The 14,931-nt window shown below is 65.8% G+C and carries 14 protein-coding genes; 10 read left to right on the top strand and 4 right to left on the bottom strand.

The window, feature by feature from the left end; all coding sequences use genetic code 11:
- The first annotated feature begins 242 nt into the window (after positions 1-242).
- The 6 genes from NKT35_RS07005 (at position 243) to NKT35_RS06980 (ending at position 6,268) form a co-directional block, all read left to right on the top strand.
- Positions 243-1,328, top strand: coding sequence for a zinc ribbon domain-containing protein (locus tag NKT35_RS07005; RefSeq protein ID WP_254300206.1), 1,086 nt, complete (start codon positions 243-245; stop codon positions 1,326-1,328).
- 8 nt (positions 1,329-1,336) lie between these two features.
- Positions 1,337-2,512, top strand: a complete 1,176-nt coding sequence (locus NKT35_RS07000; RefSeq protein WP_254300204.1) for a phosphoglycerate kinase — start codon at positions 1,337-1,339, stop codon at positions 2,510-2,512.
- A 110-nt stretch (positions 2,513-2,622) separates the two neighbouring features.
- Positions 2,623-3,450 (top strand): hypothetical protein, encoded by an 828-nt coding sequence (locus tag NKT35_RS06995; protein WP_254300195.1) that lies wholly within the window; start codon positions 2,623-2,625, stop codon positions 3,448-3,450.
- Positions 3,451-3,459: 9 nt separating this feature from the next.
- A complete protein-coding gene (locus tag NKT35_RS06990; protein WP_254300193.1) occupies positions 3,460-4,089 on the top strand; it encodes a LysE family translocator in 630 nt (209 codons plus the stop codon).
- Positions 4,090-4,168: 79 nt separating this feature from the next.
- The gene (gene fba / locus NKT35_RS06985) at positions 4,169-5,233 is read left to right on the top strand and encodes a class II fructose-bisphosphate aldolase (protein WP_254300191.1); all 1,065 of its coding nucleotides are present in this window, start codon (positions 4,169-4,171) and stop codon (positions 5,231-5,233) included.
- 219 nt (positions 5,234-5,452) lie between these two features.
- The gene (locus tag NKT35_RS06980) at positions 5,453-6,268 is read left to right on the top strand and encodes an arginase family protein (RefSeq protein WP_254300188.1); all 816 of its coding nucleotides are present in this window, start codon (positions 5,453-5,455) and stop codon (positions 6,266-6,268) included.
- On the opposite strand, the gene NKT35_RS06975 is transcribed toward NKT35_RS06980, so the two are convergent.
- The gene (locus tag NKT35_RS06975) at positions 6,265-8,028 is read right to left on the bottom strand and encodes an ABC transporter ATP-binding protein (protein ID WP_254300186.1); all 1,764 of its coding nucleotides are present in this window, start codon (positions 8,026-8,028) and stop codon (positions 6,265-6,267) included. The two genes, NKT35_RS06980 and NKT35_RS06975, sit on opposite strands and share 4 nt — an antisense overlap.
- Positions 8,022-9,818, bottom strand: coding sequence for an ABC transporter ATP-binding protein (locus NKT35_RS06970; RefSeq protein ID WP_254300184.1), 1,797 nt, complete (start codon positions 9,816-9,818; stop codon positions 8,022-8,024). Before NKT35_RS06970 ends, NKT35_RS06975 begins: the two co-directional genes overlap by 7 nt.
- Before the next feature lie 462 nt (positions 9,819-10,280).
- Between NKT35_RS06970 and NKT35_RS06965 the strand changes: the two genes are divergently transcribed.
- The 4 genes from NKT35_RS06965 (at position 10,281) to NKT35_RS06950 (ending at position 12,749) form a co-directional block, all read left to right on the top strand.
- A complete protein-coding gene (locus NKT35_RS06965) occupies positions 10,281-11,150 on the top strand; it encodes a transporter substrate-binding domain-containing protein (protein WP_254300182.1) in 870 nt (289 codons plus the stop codon).
- 87 nt (positions 11,151-11,237) lie between these two features.
- Positions 11,238-11,489 carry a molybdopterin converting factor subunit 1 gene (gene moaD / locus NKT35_RS06960; RefSeq protein WP_254300180.1) on the top strand — a complete coding sequence of 84 codons (252 nt, stop codon included), beginning with the start codon at positions 11,238-11,240 and terminating at the stop codon, positions 11,487-11,489.
- A 1-nt stretch (position 11,490) separates the two neighbouring features.
- Positions 11,491-11,967, top strand: a complete 477-nt coding sequence (gene moaE / locus NKT35_RS06955; protein WP_254300179.1) for a molybdopterin synthase catalytic subunit MoaE — start codon at positions 11,491-11,493, stop codon at positions 11,965-11,967.
- Entirely contained in the window at positions 11,964-12,749 is a 786-nt protein-coding gene (locus NKT35_RS06950; RefSeq protein ID WP_254300177.1) for a TIGR00266 family protein, read from the top strand. Before moaE ends, NKT35_RS06950 begins: the two co-directional genes overlap by 4 nt.
- Here the strand turns inward: NKT35_RS06950 and thpR are convergent.
- Entirely contained in the window at positions 12,733-13,263 is a 531-nt protein-coding gene (thpR, locus tag NKT35_RS06945) for an RNA 2',3'-cyclic phosphodiesterase (protein ID WP_254300175.1), read from the bottom strand. The two genes, NKT35_RS06950 and thpR, sit on opposite strands and share 17 nt — an antisense overlap.
- The gene (locus tag NKT35_RS06940) at positions 13,263-14,873 is read right to left on the bottom strand and encodes a response regulator (RefSeq protein ID WP_254300167.1); all 1,611 of its coding nucleotides are present in this window, start codon (positions 14,871-14,873) and stop codon (positions 13,263-13,265) included. The genes thpR and NKT35_RS06940 overlap by 1 nt, the downstream gene beginning before the upstream one ends.
- Positions 14,874-14,931 lie beyond the last annotated feature (58 nt).

The following is a 14,931-nucleotide window of genomic DNA, read 5'->3' as shown; positions in this document are numbered from 1 at the left end:
GCTCGCGGGGCGATCCGCCGTCCACGGCTGGCTTAAGCGGCGGAACGTCCGGCTTGGCCGGGCTTCCCCCTAGCGGACAGGCCGGCGGATGGGCGCGAATGTATGCCATGCGCGCTGTTGTTTTGCTACATCAAACGCGCAAGATATTTGATTGGTGTTAAAGTGGCGCCGCCGATTCGGCATACACTGCCGGATGTGGGCGATGGATTGATCGCGCGGGTCTCCAGACGGAGTGGAACGGAATGCAGCAGAACCAAGCGTTGTCGCGGCCGGAAAAACTGGTGCGGCTGGCCTCCTGGCTGGTGGCGCTGGCGCTGGCCGGTTTTTTGGTCGGCCTGGGCGAGCTGGTGATTCGCGATCTGTTCTATCTGCCGGCCGGCGGCCCGCCGCAGCAAGAAATTTTCCAACAGCGACAGAGCCTGCCCGCTCTGCGCGGCCAAGCAGATGCGCTGCAGCGCCAAGCGGACGCATTGCGGCAGCGGCAGGAGCAACTGGCCCAGGCGCGCGTCCAGCTGGAAAATCGCTACCAGACGCAGCGCAAGGGCTTGGCCAACTGGCTGGCCAGCCGCGAGGCCACCGCCGACCCGGCGCAGAGCGCCGAAATCGCCAAGCGCAACCGCGAGCTGGATGGCTTGCAGCATCAAATCCAGCAGGCGCAGCAGCGCGAGGATGGCGCCAACGCGCAGCAGCTGGATCTGCAGCAGCAGTCCCAGGCATTGCAACAGCGCGTGGGCCAGGCCGAAACGCAGGCCAGCCAGGCTTATCAGTCGGCTTTCGATCATTACGAGCTGGTGGTGTTCGGCTGGCGCCTGGCCTTGGTGCTGCCCTTGCTGCTGATCGCGGTCTGGCTGTTCCTGCGCTACCGGGCGCATCGCTACTGGTTCTTCGTTTACGGCTACGGCCTGTTCGCGCTGTTCGCCTTCTTTGTCGAGCTGCTGCCTTATCTGCCCAGTTTCGGCGGCTATGTGCGGTTCTTGGTCGGCATCGCGCTGACGGTGTTCGCCGGCCTGAAGATGATCCAGGCCTTCCAGCGCTACGCCGAGCGCAAACGCGAGGAGCTGTTGCAAAGCCAGAGCGAACGGGCGCGCGGCGTGGCTTACGCCAAGGCGCTGCAATCGTTCCAGAAACGCTGCTGTCCTTCTTGCGACCATCAATACAATATCGCCGGCGACGACGCCGATTACTGCATCCATTGCGGCTTGCAGCTGTTCCGCGTTTGCGCCTGCGGCGCCCGCAACTTCGCCTTTTTCCCGTTCTGCAAGAAGTGCGGCGCCGCCGTGGCGCAGCCCGCCGTCTTGCCGGACCGTCCTGCATCCAAACCCGAGTGAGTCCAACGATGAAATTCAACAAACTCTCCGAACAGAATCTTTCCGGCAAGCGCGTATTGATCCGCGTGGACATGAATGTGCCGCTGAAAAACGGCGTCATCGGCGACGACACCCGCATCCGCGCCAGCTTGGCCACCATCCAACACTGTCTGCAAGCCGGCGCCGCCGTGATGCTGATGACCCACCTGGGCCGTCCGACCGAAGGCGAGCCGCAGCCGGAAGATACCCTGGCGCCGGTCGTCTCCCGCCTGTCCGAGCTGCTGGGCAAGCCGGTGCGCCTGATCGCCGACTTCCGCGCCGGCATCGAACTCGCCGGCGGCGAAGTGGCGATGCTGGAAAACATCCGCCTGAACAAGGGCGAGAAGAAGAACAACGAAGAGCTGGGCCGCGCCTACGCCGCGCTGTGCGACGTGTTCGTGCACGACGCCTTTGGCACCGCGCACCGCGCCGAAGCTTCCACCCACGCCGTGGCCAAGTTCGCCCCGGTGGCCTGCGCCGGCCTGTTGCTGTCGGCCGAGCTGGACGCGCTGGGCAAGGCGCTGCAAGCGCCGGCCCGCCCGATGGTGGCCATCGTCGCCGGCTCCAAGGTGTCGACCAAGCTGACCATCCTGGAAGCGCTGGCCGACAAGGTGGACCAGTTGATCGTCGGCGGCGGCATCGCCAACACCTTCCTGCTGGCCGAGGGCAAGGCCATAGGCAAGAGCCTGGCCGAAGCCGACCTGGTGGAGGACGCCAAGCGCGTCATCGCCAAGATCCGCGCCCGCGGCGGCGACGTGCCGCTGCCGAGCGATGTGGTCTGCGCCAAGGAATTCGCCGAAACCGCCGCCGCGACCACCAAGAACGTGGCCGAAGTGGCCGCCGACGACATGATTCTGGACATCGGCCCGGACTCCGCCAAGGAGCTGGCCGCCATCATCGCCCAGGCCGGCACCGTGGTGTGGAACGGCCCGGTCGGCGTGTTCGAGTTCGACCAGTTCGGCAACGGCACCAAGACGCTGGCCCAGGCCATCGCCCAGTCCAAGGCGTTCTCGATCGCCGGCGGCGGCGACACGCTGGCGGCCATCGCCAAGTACGGCATCACCGACGACATCAGCTACATCTCCACCGGCGGCGGCGCTTTCCTGGAATTCCTGGAAGGCAAGGAACTGCCGGCGGTGGCGATTCTGGCCGAGCGCGCGCAGTAAAGGATTTGGCCATGCAGCGCTGTCTGCATGGCTTTTTCCCATTTTCCGCTGGGGACAAAGGGCGCCGGCGTCAGGGATAATGCCGGCTGATTGAATTTTGAATGTTTCCCATGAAAAAAAGACGCGCAGCGTATATAGCGTCGGCAGTATTGATCGCGATGCTGACCGCTTGCAGCAAAAAAGAGATGGCGCCTGGCGAGGGGCCGGCGGCGGGGATCGATGCCAGCGCGCCATCCAGCCAGGTCCAGATCGGCGAGCACGGCGAAAACGGCACGCAGTTGCAGCAATTGATTGCGCGCAATCTGCAGCATCAGCTGGCGCTGGAAGTGCCGAGCGAGCAGGTGGAATCCAGGTGGCTGGCCATCCGCGCCGAATGCTTGCGGCTGGGATGTTTGCTGGAAGAGGCTTCCTACCGCCGTTTCGATGCCGATGGCTACAACGGCGAGGCCAGCATCAGCGCCCGCTTGCCACATGAGCAAGTCGAGCCGTATTTCGCCTTTTTGCGCAAGCAGGGCGTTCTGGTGAAGCAACATACCGCGCAAGCGTCGCGCCGCCAGGAAATCGCCCAGCTGGAGCAAGATGTGCGCGACAGCGCGAAAACCGGCCAGGATGCGTCGGCGGGCAAGAGCGCGACCCTGCGCCAGGGATTGGCGGCGGTGGCGCGGCTGCAGGCAGAGCAAGCGGCGATTTCCGCCGCGCTGCTCAATACCCAGCCGGTGTCCGTCGAACTGAGCCCCGAGCCGGCGGGATGGGGCCAGCGCGCCTTCCAGACCTTGGGACAAAGCGCCGGCGGCTTGCTGAACTTGTGTTGCGCGCTGCTGCCGTTTGTCGCCGCCGGTCTGGCATTGTGGTATGTCCTGCGTCGTTTCGGCCGGACACGCCGCGCCAAGATCAGCGATAATCGGAAGATAGAGAGCAACGATAGCCGCGAAAGCTAAGGAGAGAAGATGCCGCTGCACACCTGGCTGATGTTCATCACCACCATGTTTTTCGTTTCCGCCACGCCCGGCCCCAATATGTTGCTGGCGATGACGCACGGCATTCATTACGGCGTGCGCCGCACCCTGATGACTTGCTTTGGCCTGATGAGCGCGCTGGGTTTGCTGATGCTGGCCTCGGTGGCCGGCCTGGGCGCGGTGTTGGCCACTTCGGAAGTCTTGTTCTCCGCCATCAAGTACGCCGGCGCGGTGTATCTGGTGTACCTGGGCGTCAAAACCTGGCGCAGCCCGCCGCAACCGGTGGCTGAGCTGCGCGAGGACGCGACCGGCCAGCACGGCCCCTGGGCCTTGTTCCGCCGCGGCTTCCTGGTGGCGATGAGCAATCCCAAGGCCTTGATCTTCTTCGCCGCGCTGTTTCCGCAGTTCATGGACACCCACCAGCCGCAGGGGCCGCAGTTGGCCATCCTGGCGGCATCGTTTTTCGTGATCGAGTCGAGCTGGCAGCTGACCTACGCCAGCAGCGGCGCGAGGCTGGCCGGCTGGATGAACAGCGCGCGCCGGCTCAAGCTGGTCAACCGTTTCAGCGGCGGCGCTTTCGTCGGCGCGGGCGTGTTGCTGACCAGCCTGTCGCGACAGTAATTGATGCGGCCGCCTATCGAGGCGGCCGTTTTATTTGAAAACCGGTTCCGCCGCGGCGGAGCCCATGAGGGAGAAAGATATGGCACTCGTTTCCATGCGCCAGCTGCTGGACCACGCGGCTGAATTCAGCTACGGTCTGCCGGCCTTCAACGTCAACAATCTGGAGCAAATGCGCGCCATCATGGAAGCCGCCGACAAGGTGGACGCTCCGGTGATCGTGCAAGCCTCGGCCGGCGCCCGCAAATACGCCGGCGCGCCCTTCCTGCGCCACATGATCCTGGCCGCCATCGAAGAATTCCCGCATATCCCGGTGGTGATGCACCAGGATCACGGCACCAGCCCGGACGTCTGTCAGCGTTCCATCCAGCTGGGCTTCTCCTCGGTGATGATGGACGGCTCGCTGAAGTCCGATGGCAAAACCCCGGCCGACTATGACTACAACGTCGGCGTGACCCGCACCGTGGTCAACTTCGCCCACGCCTGCGGCGTGTCGGTGGAAGGCGAAATCGGCTGCCTGGGCAGCCTGGAAACCGGCATGGCCGGCGAGGAAGACGGCGTCGGCGCCGAGGGCGTGCTCGACCACAGCCAGCTCTTGACCGATCCGGAAGAAGCCGCCCGCTTCGTCAAGGACACCGGCGTGGACGCCTTGGCCATCGCCATCGGCACCAGCCACGGCGCCTACAAGTTCAGCAAGAAGCCCACCGGCGACGTGCTGCGCATCGACCGCATCAAGGAAATCCACGCCCGCATCCCCAACACCCACCTGGTGATGCACGGCTCTTCCAGCGTGCCGCAGGAATGGCTGCAGATCATCAACCAATACGGCGGCGACCTGGGCGAAACCTACGGCGTGCCGGTTGAGGAAATCGTCGAAGGCATCAAGCACGGCGTGCGCAAGGTCAATATCGACACCGATCTGCGTCTGGCCTCCACCGGCGCCATCCGCCAGTTCATGGCCAAGAACCCGGCCGAATTCGACCCGCGCAAGTATCTGGCCAAAACCATCGAAGCGATGCGCGACGTCTGTATCGCCCGCTACGAAGCCTTCGGTTCCGCCGGCCAGGCCAGCAAGATCAAGGCGATCAATCTGGACTCCATGGCCAACCGCTATCTGAAGGGCGAACTGGCGCAGATCGTGCGCTAAGGATGGGGGCCGCAGGCGCCGTTTCTGATTAAATTGTTAATTTAGTGTAAATGACCTTGTCGAATTCGGCGGGCTTTACCAAAATTCAATTGTCATTTCAGGAAGGGCGCCATGTCAGCCCCGGTCATAGCCGAAACCAGCGGCGCGCCGGGCGTTATCCGGCATGCCACTGGCCCGACCCGCCTCACGGCGGGTTTTTTTTTGCGCAAAGGGATCAGCATGTTGCTGAAGATATGGTTTCCCCAATGGCAGGGTAGCGGGGAGGGGCGCAACATCGAACGCGGCAGCGCGGTGCTGCGGCCATGGCTGGGCGAGGACACGGCCATCGCCATCCAAGCCTGCCCGGTGTGCTTGCGCCAGGATGGCATCGACCATCTGGCGGCGCTGGCGGCGCAATTGCAAGCCTGCGCCGAGCGGATCGCTCAGAGCGGGCCTGCGCGCATCCTGCTGTGCGGGGGCGATTGCGCTAGCGAAATCGCCCCCGTCGCCCATCTCAATCAATACTATCAAGGCGGTTTGAATGTGGTGTGGCTGGACGCCCACGCCGATCTGAACACGCCGCAGAGTTCGCCCAGCGGGCATTTGCATGGCATGCCGCTGAGGCTGCTCTTGGGCGAGGGCCATCCGGCTTTGCTGCGGGCCGTGCCGCTGCCTTTGCGGCCGGAGCAGGTGCATCTGGCCGGCGTGCGCGACATCGATCCCGCCGAGCGCGCCTATATCGAAACGCATCAGTTGGTCTGGCATGAGGTCGCCAGCCTGGAAGCGGATCCCGCGCGGCTGGCCGCCGGCCTGAACCCGGCCTGGCCCAGCTATCTGCATATCGATCTGGATGTGCTGGACCCGGCGGAAAACCCGGCGGTGCAATGTCCGACGCCGGGCGGCCTGAGCCGCCGCGCGCTGGAAGCGGCCATTCTGGCCGTCAGCCGGCGCACCCGCCTGGCCGGCGCGGGCCTGACCGAATGCACGGCGGCCGATGCGGCGCAGGGCGAGGCGGCGATCCACATCCTGAAGGCCTTGCAAACCGCCCTGTCTTAAGCTGATGGCATGGACTGCTCCGCGATGCGCCAGCCTTTCGCCATCCGGCGCTGAGCCAGGAAATGCGCGTACAGGCCGGATTGGGCGCGCAGCTCGGCATGGCTGCCTTGCTCGCGGATGCGGCCTTGATCCAGAACGACGATATGGTCGGCCATCTCCACCGTTGAGAGCTGATGCGCGATGACGATCAGCGTGCGCTTGCCGCGCAGCCGCGCCAGCGCCTCGGTGATGGCGGCCTGGTTCTCGGTGTCCAGCGCCGCCGTCGCCTCGTCCACCAGCAGGATGGGCGCATCCTTGATCAGCGCGCGGGCGATGGCGATGCGCTGGCGCTCGCCGCCTGACAGCCGGGCGCCGCCCTCTCCCACCGGGGTGTCCAGCCCTTGCGGCAAGCGCTCCAGAATCTCGGCCACGCCGGCCTGCTCCGCCGCCTTCCGCACTTCGGCGTCGCTGGCGTCAGGTTTGCCGATGCGGATATTGTCGGCGATGCTGCCGTGGAACAAATAGGCGTCCTGGAAGATCTGGCTGATCTGGCCGGCCAGCGCGTCGGGGGCGATGTCGCGGACATCGACGCCGCCCACCTTCACCTGGCCGCGCGTCGCGTCGAAGAAGCGGGCGATCAGCCGGATCAAGGTGGTTTTGCCGGAACCGGACGCGCCCACCAGCGCCGTCATGCTGCCCGGTTCGATGCGCAGGCTGACGCCGCTGAGCACATCGGCCTGTTCCGGCGCGTAACGGAAATCGGCATCGGCGAATTCGACCGAGGCGTCGGCCGGCGCGCGCGGCGACCGGCTTTCCGGCTGCGGCTCGACGGCGAAGATGTCCGCAATCGCTGTTAGCTGTCCGCGCGCGCCGCGCAGCACATCGCTGTAGCCGGCCACATCCAGCAAGGGATCGATGAAGCGGCTCAGCAGCGTCAGCGCGAGGATGGCCGAGATGGCGGCGTCCCTATCCAGCCCCGCGCCTTCTTTTCCGCCCAGCCATAGCATGGTGATCAGCAGCAGCGCCGCGAAGCAGGCTTGCACCGCCCAGGCGTTGAGCGCCGAGGACAGCGCCGACAGCCGGACCAGGCGTTTGCCCGCCCGCTGCTGCTGGGCGATGGCCTGCTCCAGGAAGCGCGCGCCGCCTTGGTCGCCATGAAAGGCGCGCAGCACCGACTGGGCCTGCGCGAACTCCACCATGCGCTGGCTGCTCTGCGCCGCATCCTGGTGGTAAGCCTGATCGGCGCGCTGGCCCAGCCGGCTGGTGAGCAAAAACACCCCCAACAGCAGCGGCAGGCTGGCCAGGCCCGCCCAACCCATGGGCGGATAGAGGGCGAACAGCGCGGCCAGCACCACCAGCGGCGTCACCATGCCGGCCAGCAGCGGCGTGAACACGTGGGCGGGCAATTGGGCGATCTCCATCATGCCCTGGGTGGCGATATGGTTCAGCCGGGCGGTATGGCGCGCGCTGAACCAGCCTATGGGCAGGCTACCGACGTGCTCCGCCAGCCGGTGTCGGCCGCCTTGCAGCACGGCGATGCCCACGGCGATGCCGGCTTTCTCCACCCGCCGCCGCAGCGCCCAGCACAGCGCGACGCCGGCCAGCAGGATGGCCAGCCATTGGCCCGCCGCCTGGGTCTCGCCATTGAGGACATGCCGCAGCGCGGGCGCCAGCGCGACGATGGTGAGGCCGCACAGCAGGCTGTAGACGAGCGCCAGCAGGACATAGCGATTCAGTTTGGCCGCGTCCTTGCCCAGCAGCCGGATAAAAGTGTTCAGCATAACGGCAGTTCTCCCCGCTGTTCCGCGGCTTCGGTTTTGTCGTAGCGCCCCATTGCCCACATCCGGGCGTAACGGCCGCCCCGCGCCAGTAATTCCGGGTGGCGGCCCCGCTCGACGATCTTGCCGTCGGCGACCACCAGAATCTGATCGGCGCTCATCACCGTATCCAGCCTGTGGGCGATGACCAGCAGCGTGCGTCCGCGGGCGAAAGCCGACAGCGCCTGCTGCACTTTCACTTCGTTCTCCGCGTCGGCCGCCGCCGTGGCCTCGTCCAGCACCAGCACCGGCGGGTCCAGCAGCACCGCGCGGGCGATGCTGACGCGCTGCAGCTCGCCGCCGGAAAACTGCGCGTCCTCGCCGACTACCGAGTTGTAGCCGCGCGGCAGCTCCAGAATGCGCTCGTGGATATTGGCCATGCGGGCGGCGTCTTCGATCTCGGCCTGGCTGGCGCCGGGCCGGCCCAGGGCGATGTTGTCGCTCACGCTGGCGTGGATCAGGCGAACCTCTTGCAGCACGAAACCGACGCGGCGGTATAGCTGCGAGCTCGCCATGTGCCGCAAATCGACGCCGCCCAGCGTGATGCGTCCGGCGTCAGGATCGAAAAAGCGCAGCAGCAAGCGCGCCAGCGTGGATTTGCCCGCGCCGGAGGGGCCGACGACGGCGGTCACCGTGCCGGGCTTGAGGGTGAAGGAGACGTCGCTGAGCACCGGCGCGTCGGCGGCATAGCTGTAGCTCAGGCCTTCGACGCGGATTTCCGCATCCGCCGGCGCGGCGTGTCCGGCCGGCGTTTCCAGCACCGGCGTTTGCAGCAGCGCTTGGACGCGTTCAGCCGCGCCGGTGGCGGGCTGGAGGTCGTGGGCCAGATAGCTCAGCATCAGCAGCGGCGCGCTCAGGCCGGGCGCGACCAAGGCGAAAGGCAGGATCTCCACTGGCTGCATCCAGCCCAGGGCGACGAAGCCGGCGCCGAAGGCCAGCGCCGCGCCCAGCACCGAAACCGGCGCGATGATGGCGTTGGCGTTGGCCATGGCGCTGACCAGCGGGCGGGTGAAGTCGGTGAAAGCGGCGGCGAAGGCGTCTATCGCCTCCCGGTAGCTGCCGCGGGCCTGGCTCTGCCCGCCGAAGGATTTGACCACCGGGATGCCGTTGACGAACTCCACCACCGCGCGGTTGATGCGGCCCATGCCGGCGCCGAAGGTTTGCATATTGGCCGCGCTGGCGCGGTGAGCCTTGGCGAAAAACAAGAAGAACAGCGGGAAGGGCAGCAGCGAGGCGATGGCCATGCGCCAGTCCATGGCGAACAGGTAGAGGATGGAGGCGGACACTGCGCCGATGCAGCGGCCGCGCGTGGTGTAGTAATGGGCGGTCAGGCTGTGCAGGGTGCCGACATCGTCCTGTATGGCCTGCTTTACCTCTCCCGACGAGCGGCTAGAGAACCAGCCCAGCGGCACGCGGGCCAGGCGGCGAGCGATGGCCAGCCGCAATTGGCCGGTGATGCGGTTGTCGGCCAGATGGGCGGCCGCATCGCCGGCCAGCATCAGCCCCATGCCGGCGAACAGGCAGATCAGGCTGAGGGAGGCGGTTTGCCACAGGGCCTCGTATCGCGCCGCGCCGCCTGGCTCCAGCGCCAAGCGGGCGATGTGGGCGATGCCGGCCAGCGGCGCCAGGGTCAGCGCGGCGCCCAGTCCGGCCAGCAGCGCCGCGGCGAGCAGCCGCCCGCGGATAGGCGCGAGCACGCGGGCGATCGGGTCGCCGGCGGGCTGCCCGGTATTGGTCTCATTCTCAACAGTCATGACGACTCCTTGATCTGGCGGGTGATGGGGCTGGCTGAGCGGCGCGATGCCCGGGCAGGCCGGCGCGGCTTGGCGATGCTTTTGCTGCTCCGGCATGTTCGCCTTGGAGGCGGCGCACCTTAGAGCCATGCTAATTGGATTTATAAATGATAATCATTATTATTTTATTTTTCAATATGCCATATAACTGGCGTTAAATGTCGATATTCAGCCTTTTGTTTGGTATCTCATTGCACGATGTTGTCGAGCTCAGAGGGCGAGCAGGCTGGACGTGAAATGCGGGGGAAGCATGCGAATGGATTCGTGCGGGCAGGATGGGGCGGGTAGAAGCAGCAAGCAAACCTTACCATTGTTATTAAAAAACCCATTAAGCCATGAGTTGAATCTGTTGAAAATAAAGCTAACTTGATAGCAGGGTCGCCGCCATCCGGCTCCGGCCACGGCCGGCTTAGGGAGGCGGCGATGCGACGATGGGTGCTGTTGCTGGTGTGGTGCGCCTCAGCCTGGGGCGCGGACGTCGCCACGGTGGTGTATCCGGCCGAAGGCGACACCGCGTTCCGCTACCGCGATCTGCGGGAGCTGTTGCAGGCCGCGCTGGACGAGACCGTCGATCGTTATGGGCCCTACCGGCTGGTGGCGAGCAAACTGCCTATGGAGGAAGGGCGCTCCTTGATCGAGTTGTCGCAGGGCGGGCTCGATGTGGCGTGGAGCTCGACCTCGGCAGAGCGCGAGATGCGGCTGCTGGCGGTGCATGTCGATTTGCGCAAGGGGCTGCTGGGCTATCGCATCGCTTTGATCGACGGCCATCGGCAGGCGGAGTTCGACCATGTGGACACGCGGGAGCAGCTCAAGCGCTTTGTCGTCGGCCAGGGCCGGGACTGGGGCGATGGCCAGATTTACCGGGCGGCGGGCATTCCGCTGGTGCTGGCCAAGTACCAGAGCCTGTTCGGCATGTTGAGCAGCGGGCGGTTTGATTTATATCCGCGCAGCGTGCTGGAAGTATTCGATGAATATCTGCGCTTCCACGATCAGTATCCGAATCTCGAAGTAGAACAGCATCTGCTGTTCTATTATCCCTGGCCGTATTACTTCTTTTGCAACCGCAACCAGCCGCAGCTGGCCGAACGTCTGTCGCTGGGCTTGCAGCGCATGCGCGCCGATGGCCGTTTCGACGCCATTTTCTGGAAATACCATGGCGATGTGCTGCGCCAGGCGCGGATGAGCGAGCGGCGCTTGATTCCCTTGGCCAATCCCTTGCTGCCGGATGGCGCGCCATTGAGCGACAAAACCATGTGGTACGACCCGCTGCGCGATCATCCGCCGAGACCTTGATCCCCGCGCTTTCTTCGCACTTGCCGATTGCTTACACTGCATCGATATCAAGCCATTGGGCTCTAGCGGGCCGTGAGGAGACGATAAATGATTCTGAACCTGCTGTATTTCGCCCGGCTGCGCGAAACGCTGGGCGTGGAGAGCGAGCAGTTGAGCAGCGAGGCCGCCACGGTGGCCGAACTATTGGCGGAGCTGCGCCAGCGCGGCCAGATCTGGTCGCTGGAGCTGGCCGCGGACAAGGTGTTCCGCATCGCGGTGAATCAGGAAATGGCCCGCCTGGAAACGCCGCTGGCCGATGGCGACGAGGTGGCGGTGTTTCCTCCGGTGACCGGGGGCTGAGATGGCGGTCAATCATATCCGGGTGCAGGCCGAGGCCTTCGATGTCGGCGATGAGGTCAAGCGCTGGTCGGCCAATCCGGCTTGCGGGGCGGTGGTCAGCTTTACCGGCCTGGTGCGCGATTACGGCGACGGCCAGGACGTGGCGGCGCTGGAACTGGAGCATTATCCGGGGATGACGGAAAAGGCGTTGGCCGACATCGTCTGCGAGGCGCGCCGGCGCTGGTCCTTGAAGGGCGTGACGCTGATCCACCGCGTCGGCCGGCTGGGTCTGGGCGAGCCCATCGTGCTGGTGGTGACCGCCAGCGGCCACAGGCGCGACGCTTTCGAAGCGGCGTCTTTCCTGATGGATTATCTCAAGCAGCGCGCGCCGTTCTGGAAGTGCGAAATCCTGGCCGACGGCAGCCGCCATTGGGTGGATGCCAAGATCAGCGACGAGCAGGCCGCCAGCCGTTGGAACGAGCAAGGGGACGGACAATGAGCATGGATGTGATCGATTACCAGGTGTTCGGCGACGACATGCAGTATGTCGAAGTGGAGCTGGACCCCGGCGAAGCGGCGGTGGGCGAGGCCGGCGCGTTGTATTACATGCAGGATGGCATCGCCATGGACACGGTGTTCGGCGACGGCTCCACGCGGGATGGCGGCGTGCTGGGTTCGCTGCTGGGCGCCGGCAAGCGTTTGCTGACCGGGGAATCGGTTTTCACCACCGTGTTCGCCAACCAGGCGAACAGCCGGCGCAAGGTGGCTTTCGCCGCCGCCACGCCGGGCAAGATCGTGCCGGTGCATCTGCGCGAGCTGGGCGGCACGCTGTATGCGCAAAAGGACAGTTTTCTGGCCGGCGCCAAGGGCGTGAGCCTGGGGCTGGCCTGGCAAAAGCGCATCGGCACCGGCCTGTTCGGCGGCGAGGGCTTCATCATGCAGAAGCTGGAGGGCGACGGTTATGTCTTCCTGCATGCAGGCGGCGCGCTGACCGAGATGCAGCTGCATCCGGGGGAGACGGTGCGGGTGGATACCGGCTGCGTGGTGGCCTATCAGCCCAGCGTCGATTTCGACATCGAATACGTGGGCAAGCTCAAGAGCGCGCTGTTTTCCGGCGAAGGCCTGTTCTTCGCCAAAATGACCGGGCCGGGCAGGATATGGCTGCAATCGCTGCCTTTGTCGCGCTTGGCGGACCGCATCGTCGCCGCCGCGCCGCGCGCCGGCGGCGAGTCCAAGGAGCAAGGCTCGCTGCTGGGCGGCCTGTTCAACGACAAGAACTGAGCGCGTCCGGCCGCCGCCAGCCATCCAGCCGGTAATGGCGGGCGCCGCCGGGGCGCAGTTCGGACGCCAGCAGCGTCACTTCGTCCAAGGGCAGCGTCAGCGCCGGCAAGGCCTGATGCGGCAACGGTTTTTCCAGCCGGCGCAACAGCGTCAGGTGCGGGCGGTAGCGCCGCGTTTCCACGGCGAGGCCGGCGTCGCGCAGCGCGGCTTTCAGGTCTTCCACCCAGCGCTCCAGGCCGGCGGGCGGATGCATGGGGCCGCACCAGCCCACGTCGTGCCAGCTGCCGCAGCTGTCCAGCGCGATGGCCGGCGGCAGGCCGCGCGCGGCCTGTTCGGCGCAATCCGCGGCCAGCTGTAATTGCAAGGGCGTGACATCGCCCAGAAAAGCCAAGGTCAGGTGCAGTTGCTTGGGCGGCAAGGCGTGCCCGCCGGCCAGCCGCCGCAATTGGCGCTGCCAGCCGCGCAGCGCGGCCAGGCATTCCGGCGGCGGCAGGCAGGCGAGAAAGGCCCGCATCAATCGTGATGGCGCAGCAGCGCCTGGCGGCGATGGACGAAGCCGCGCACCCGCTCGTTGTCGTGCGGCAGCCATTGCAGCAGCTGGCGCAGCGCTTGCATCTGCTCGCTGTGGTCCTGGCCGGCTTGCTGGCGGTTCTCGGCGATGCGCAGCAGCATGGCGCAGCCATACATGCCCAGGCGCTGGTTCAGCGTTTGCGAGGCTTCGCGGTGCAGCATTTCGGCCGAGGCTTCCAGCTGGCCCTGATTGGCCAGGCCCAGCGCGGTCTGGCTCTTGCGCTGCAATTCATCGTAGGCGGTCTTGATCGCCGCATGGCAGGCCTCATGCTGGCGCGCCACCTCTTTCAGGCTGCCCAATTCATGGCGGCCATCGGCGAAACGCAGGGTGATGGCGCCGGCCCACTGCGGCAGCTCGCCGGCCAGCTCGGCCGGCAGCCGCACCGCGGCGCCGAGAAAGCGCAAGGCGGAGGCGAAGTCGGTTTCAGTGTCGCGCAGCCATTCCGCGCCCTGCTCCAATTGCGCCTTGGCCTGGTCCGGCCGCTGCTGGGCGAGGGATGCCATCGCCCGGCAGACCGCCATGGTCAGCTGGCCGCCGGGCAAGTTGCCCATCTGGCCGGAGATTTCGCTCTGCAGCCGGTCCAGTTGCTGGGTCTGGCCGCTTTCGCTGCGCGCCTGCAGCAAGTCCACCAATACCTCGGGGCCGAAGAAGCTGTTGTGGCGGCCGATGTCCACCGCCTTTTGCAATGGTTCCACCGCCGCCGCCGCGTCGCCGCTGCGCAATAGCGCGGTGCCGTAGTTTTTCAGCCGGTTGAAGTTGTGCGGCGAGATGGAGACCGCTTTTTCCAGCACGGCGGCGGCTTCTTGGTAGCTGCCGTCGTCTATCATGTTCTGCGCCAGCAAGTCATAGGCTTCGGTATAGCGCGGCGCGATGGCGATGACTTCGTCCAGCAGTGCGTTGGAGCGTTCGCCCTGGCCTTGCTCGGCCAGAATGCGGGCGACGCCCATCTTGGCCCAGGGGATTTCCTCCTGCGCCAGCAGGCCCTGGTAGAGCTGCAGGGCCGGCTCGTATTGCCCTTCGCGCGCCAGCAGCTCGCCGCACAGCCGCAGCGCGTCCAGCCGGTAGACCCGGTTGTCGGTCTGCTGCGCCCGCTCGCGCAAGGCGGCGATGGCCTGCTCCACCTTGCCCTTGTCCAGCAGCTTGTGCGCCGGCGAAAGAAAGGCTTTGCGGCGGCCGGCTTGCAGCAGCCGGTCCAGCAGTTGCTGCGAGGTGACGGGTTTGAGGATGTAGTCGTCGGGAATGGTTTCGGCGGCGGTGACTACTTGGGCGTAGTTGCGCTCGCCGGTGATCATCACCCATAGCGTGGACATCGGCAGCGCGCCGCTTTTGCGCATCGCCTCCAGCAATTCCTGGCCGTTCATGCCGCGGCCGAGGTTGTAATCGCACAGCACCAGGCTGAAGTGTTTGCCGCGCAGGCGGTTTTGCGCGTCGCCGGCGTTGCTGGCGGTTTCGGTCTGGGTGACGCCGGCCATGGACAGGATGGCGCGCAGGCTTTGCGCCATGGTTTGGGAGTCGTCCACGATCAGCGCCGTGGTGTTTGCGTCTAGGGCCATCTCGCTCTCGCTGGAGTCCGCCCGCGAAACGGGCGGCATGATTTCCAGTGTAGTCCGG

This window comes from Chromobacterium sp. IIBBL 290-4, from assembly GCF_024207115.1.
In the GTDB taxonomy this organism is placed as follows: Bacteria; Pseudomonadota; Gammaproteobacteria; order Burkholderiales; family Chromobacteriaceae; genus Chromobacterium.
The sequence above is the reverse complement of the archived record's forward strand: the minus strand, read 5'-3'. Positions and strand labels throughout refer to the sequence as shown.

Coding starts and splice junctions, on each gene's coding strand:
- NKT35_RS07005 (WP_254300206.1), top strand. CDS start 243: ATGCAGCAGAACCAAGCGTTGTCGCGGCCGGAAAAACTGGTGCGGCTG.
- NKT35_RS07000 (WP_254300204.1), top strand. CDS start 1,337: ATGAAATTCAACAAACTCTCCGAACAGAATCTTTCCGGCAAGCGCGTA.
- NKT35_RS06995 (WP_254300195.1), top strand. CDS start 2,623: ATGAAAAAAAGACGCGCAGCGTATATAGCGTCGGCAGTATTGATCGCG.
- NKT35_RS06990 (WP_254300193.1), top strand. CDS start 3,460: ATGCCGCTGCACACCTGGCTGATGTTCATCACCACCATGTTTTTCGTT.
- fba (WP_254300191.1), top strand. CDS start 4,169: ATGGCACTCGTTTCCATGCGCCAGCTGCTGGACCACGCGGCTGAATTC.
- NKT35_RS06980 (WP_254300188.1), top strand. CDS start 5,453: ATGTTGCTGAAGATATGGTTTCCCCAATGGCAGGGTAGCGGGGAGGGG.
- NKT35_RS06975 (WP_254300186.1), bottom strand. CDS start 8,028: ATGCTGAACACTTTTATCCGGCTGCTGGGCAAGGACGCGGCCAAACTG.
- NKT35_RS06970 (WP_254300184.1), bottom strand. CDS start 9,818: ATGACTGTTGAGAATGAGACCAATACCGGGCAGCCCGCCGGCGACCCG.
- NKT35_RS06965 (WP_254300182.1), top strand. CDS start 10,281: ATGCGACGATGGGTGCTGTTGCTGGTGTGGTGCGCCTCAGCCTGGGGC.
- moaD (WP_254300180.1), top strand. CDS start 11,238: ATGATTCTGAACCTGCTGTATTTCGCCCGGCTGCGCGAAACGCTGGGC.
- moaE (WP_254300179.1), top strand. CDS start 11,491: ATGGCGGTCAATCATATCCGGGTGCAGGCCGAGGCCTTCGATGTCGGC.
- NKT35_RS06950 (WP_254300177.1), top strand. CDS start 11,964: ATGAGCATGGATGTGATCGATTACCAGGTGTTCGGCGACGACATGCAG.
- thpR (WP_254300175.1), bottom strand. CDS start 13,263: ATGCGGGCCTTTCTCGCCTGCCTGCCGCCGCCGGAATGCCTGGCCGCG.
- NKT35_RS06940 (WP_254300167.1), bottom strand. CDS start 14,873: ATGGCCCTAGACGCAAACACCACGGCGCTGATCGTGGACGACTCCCAA.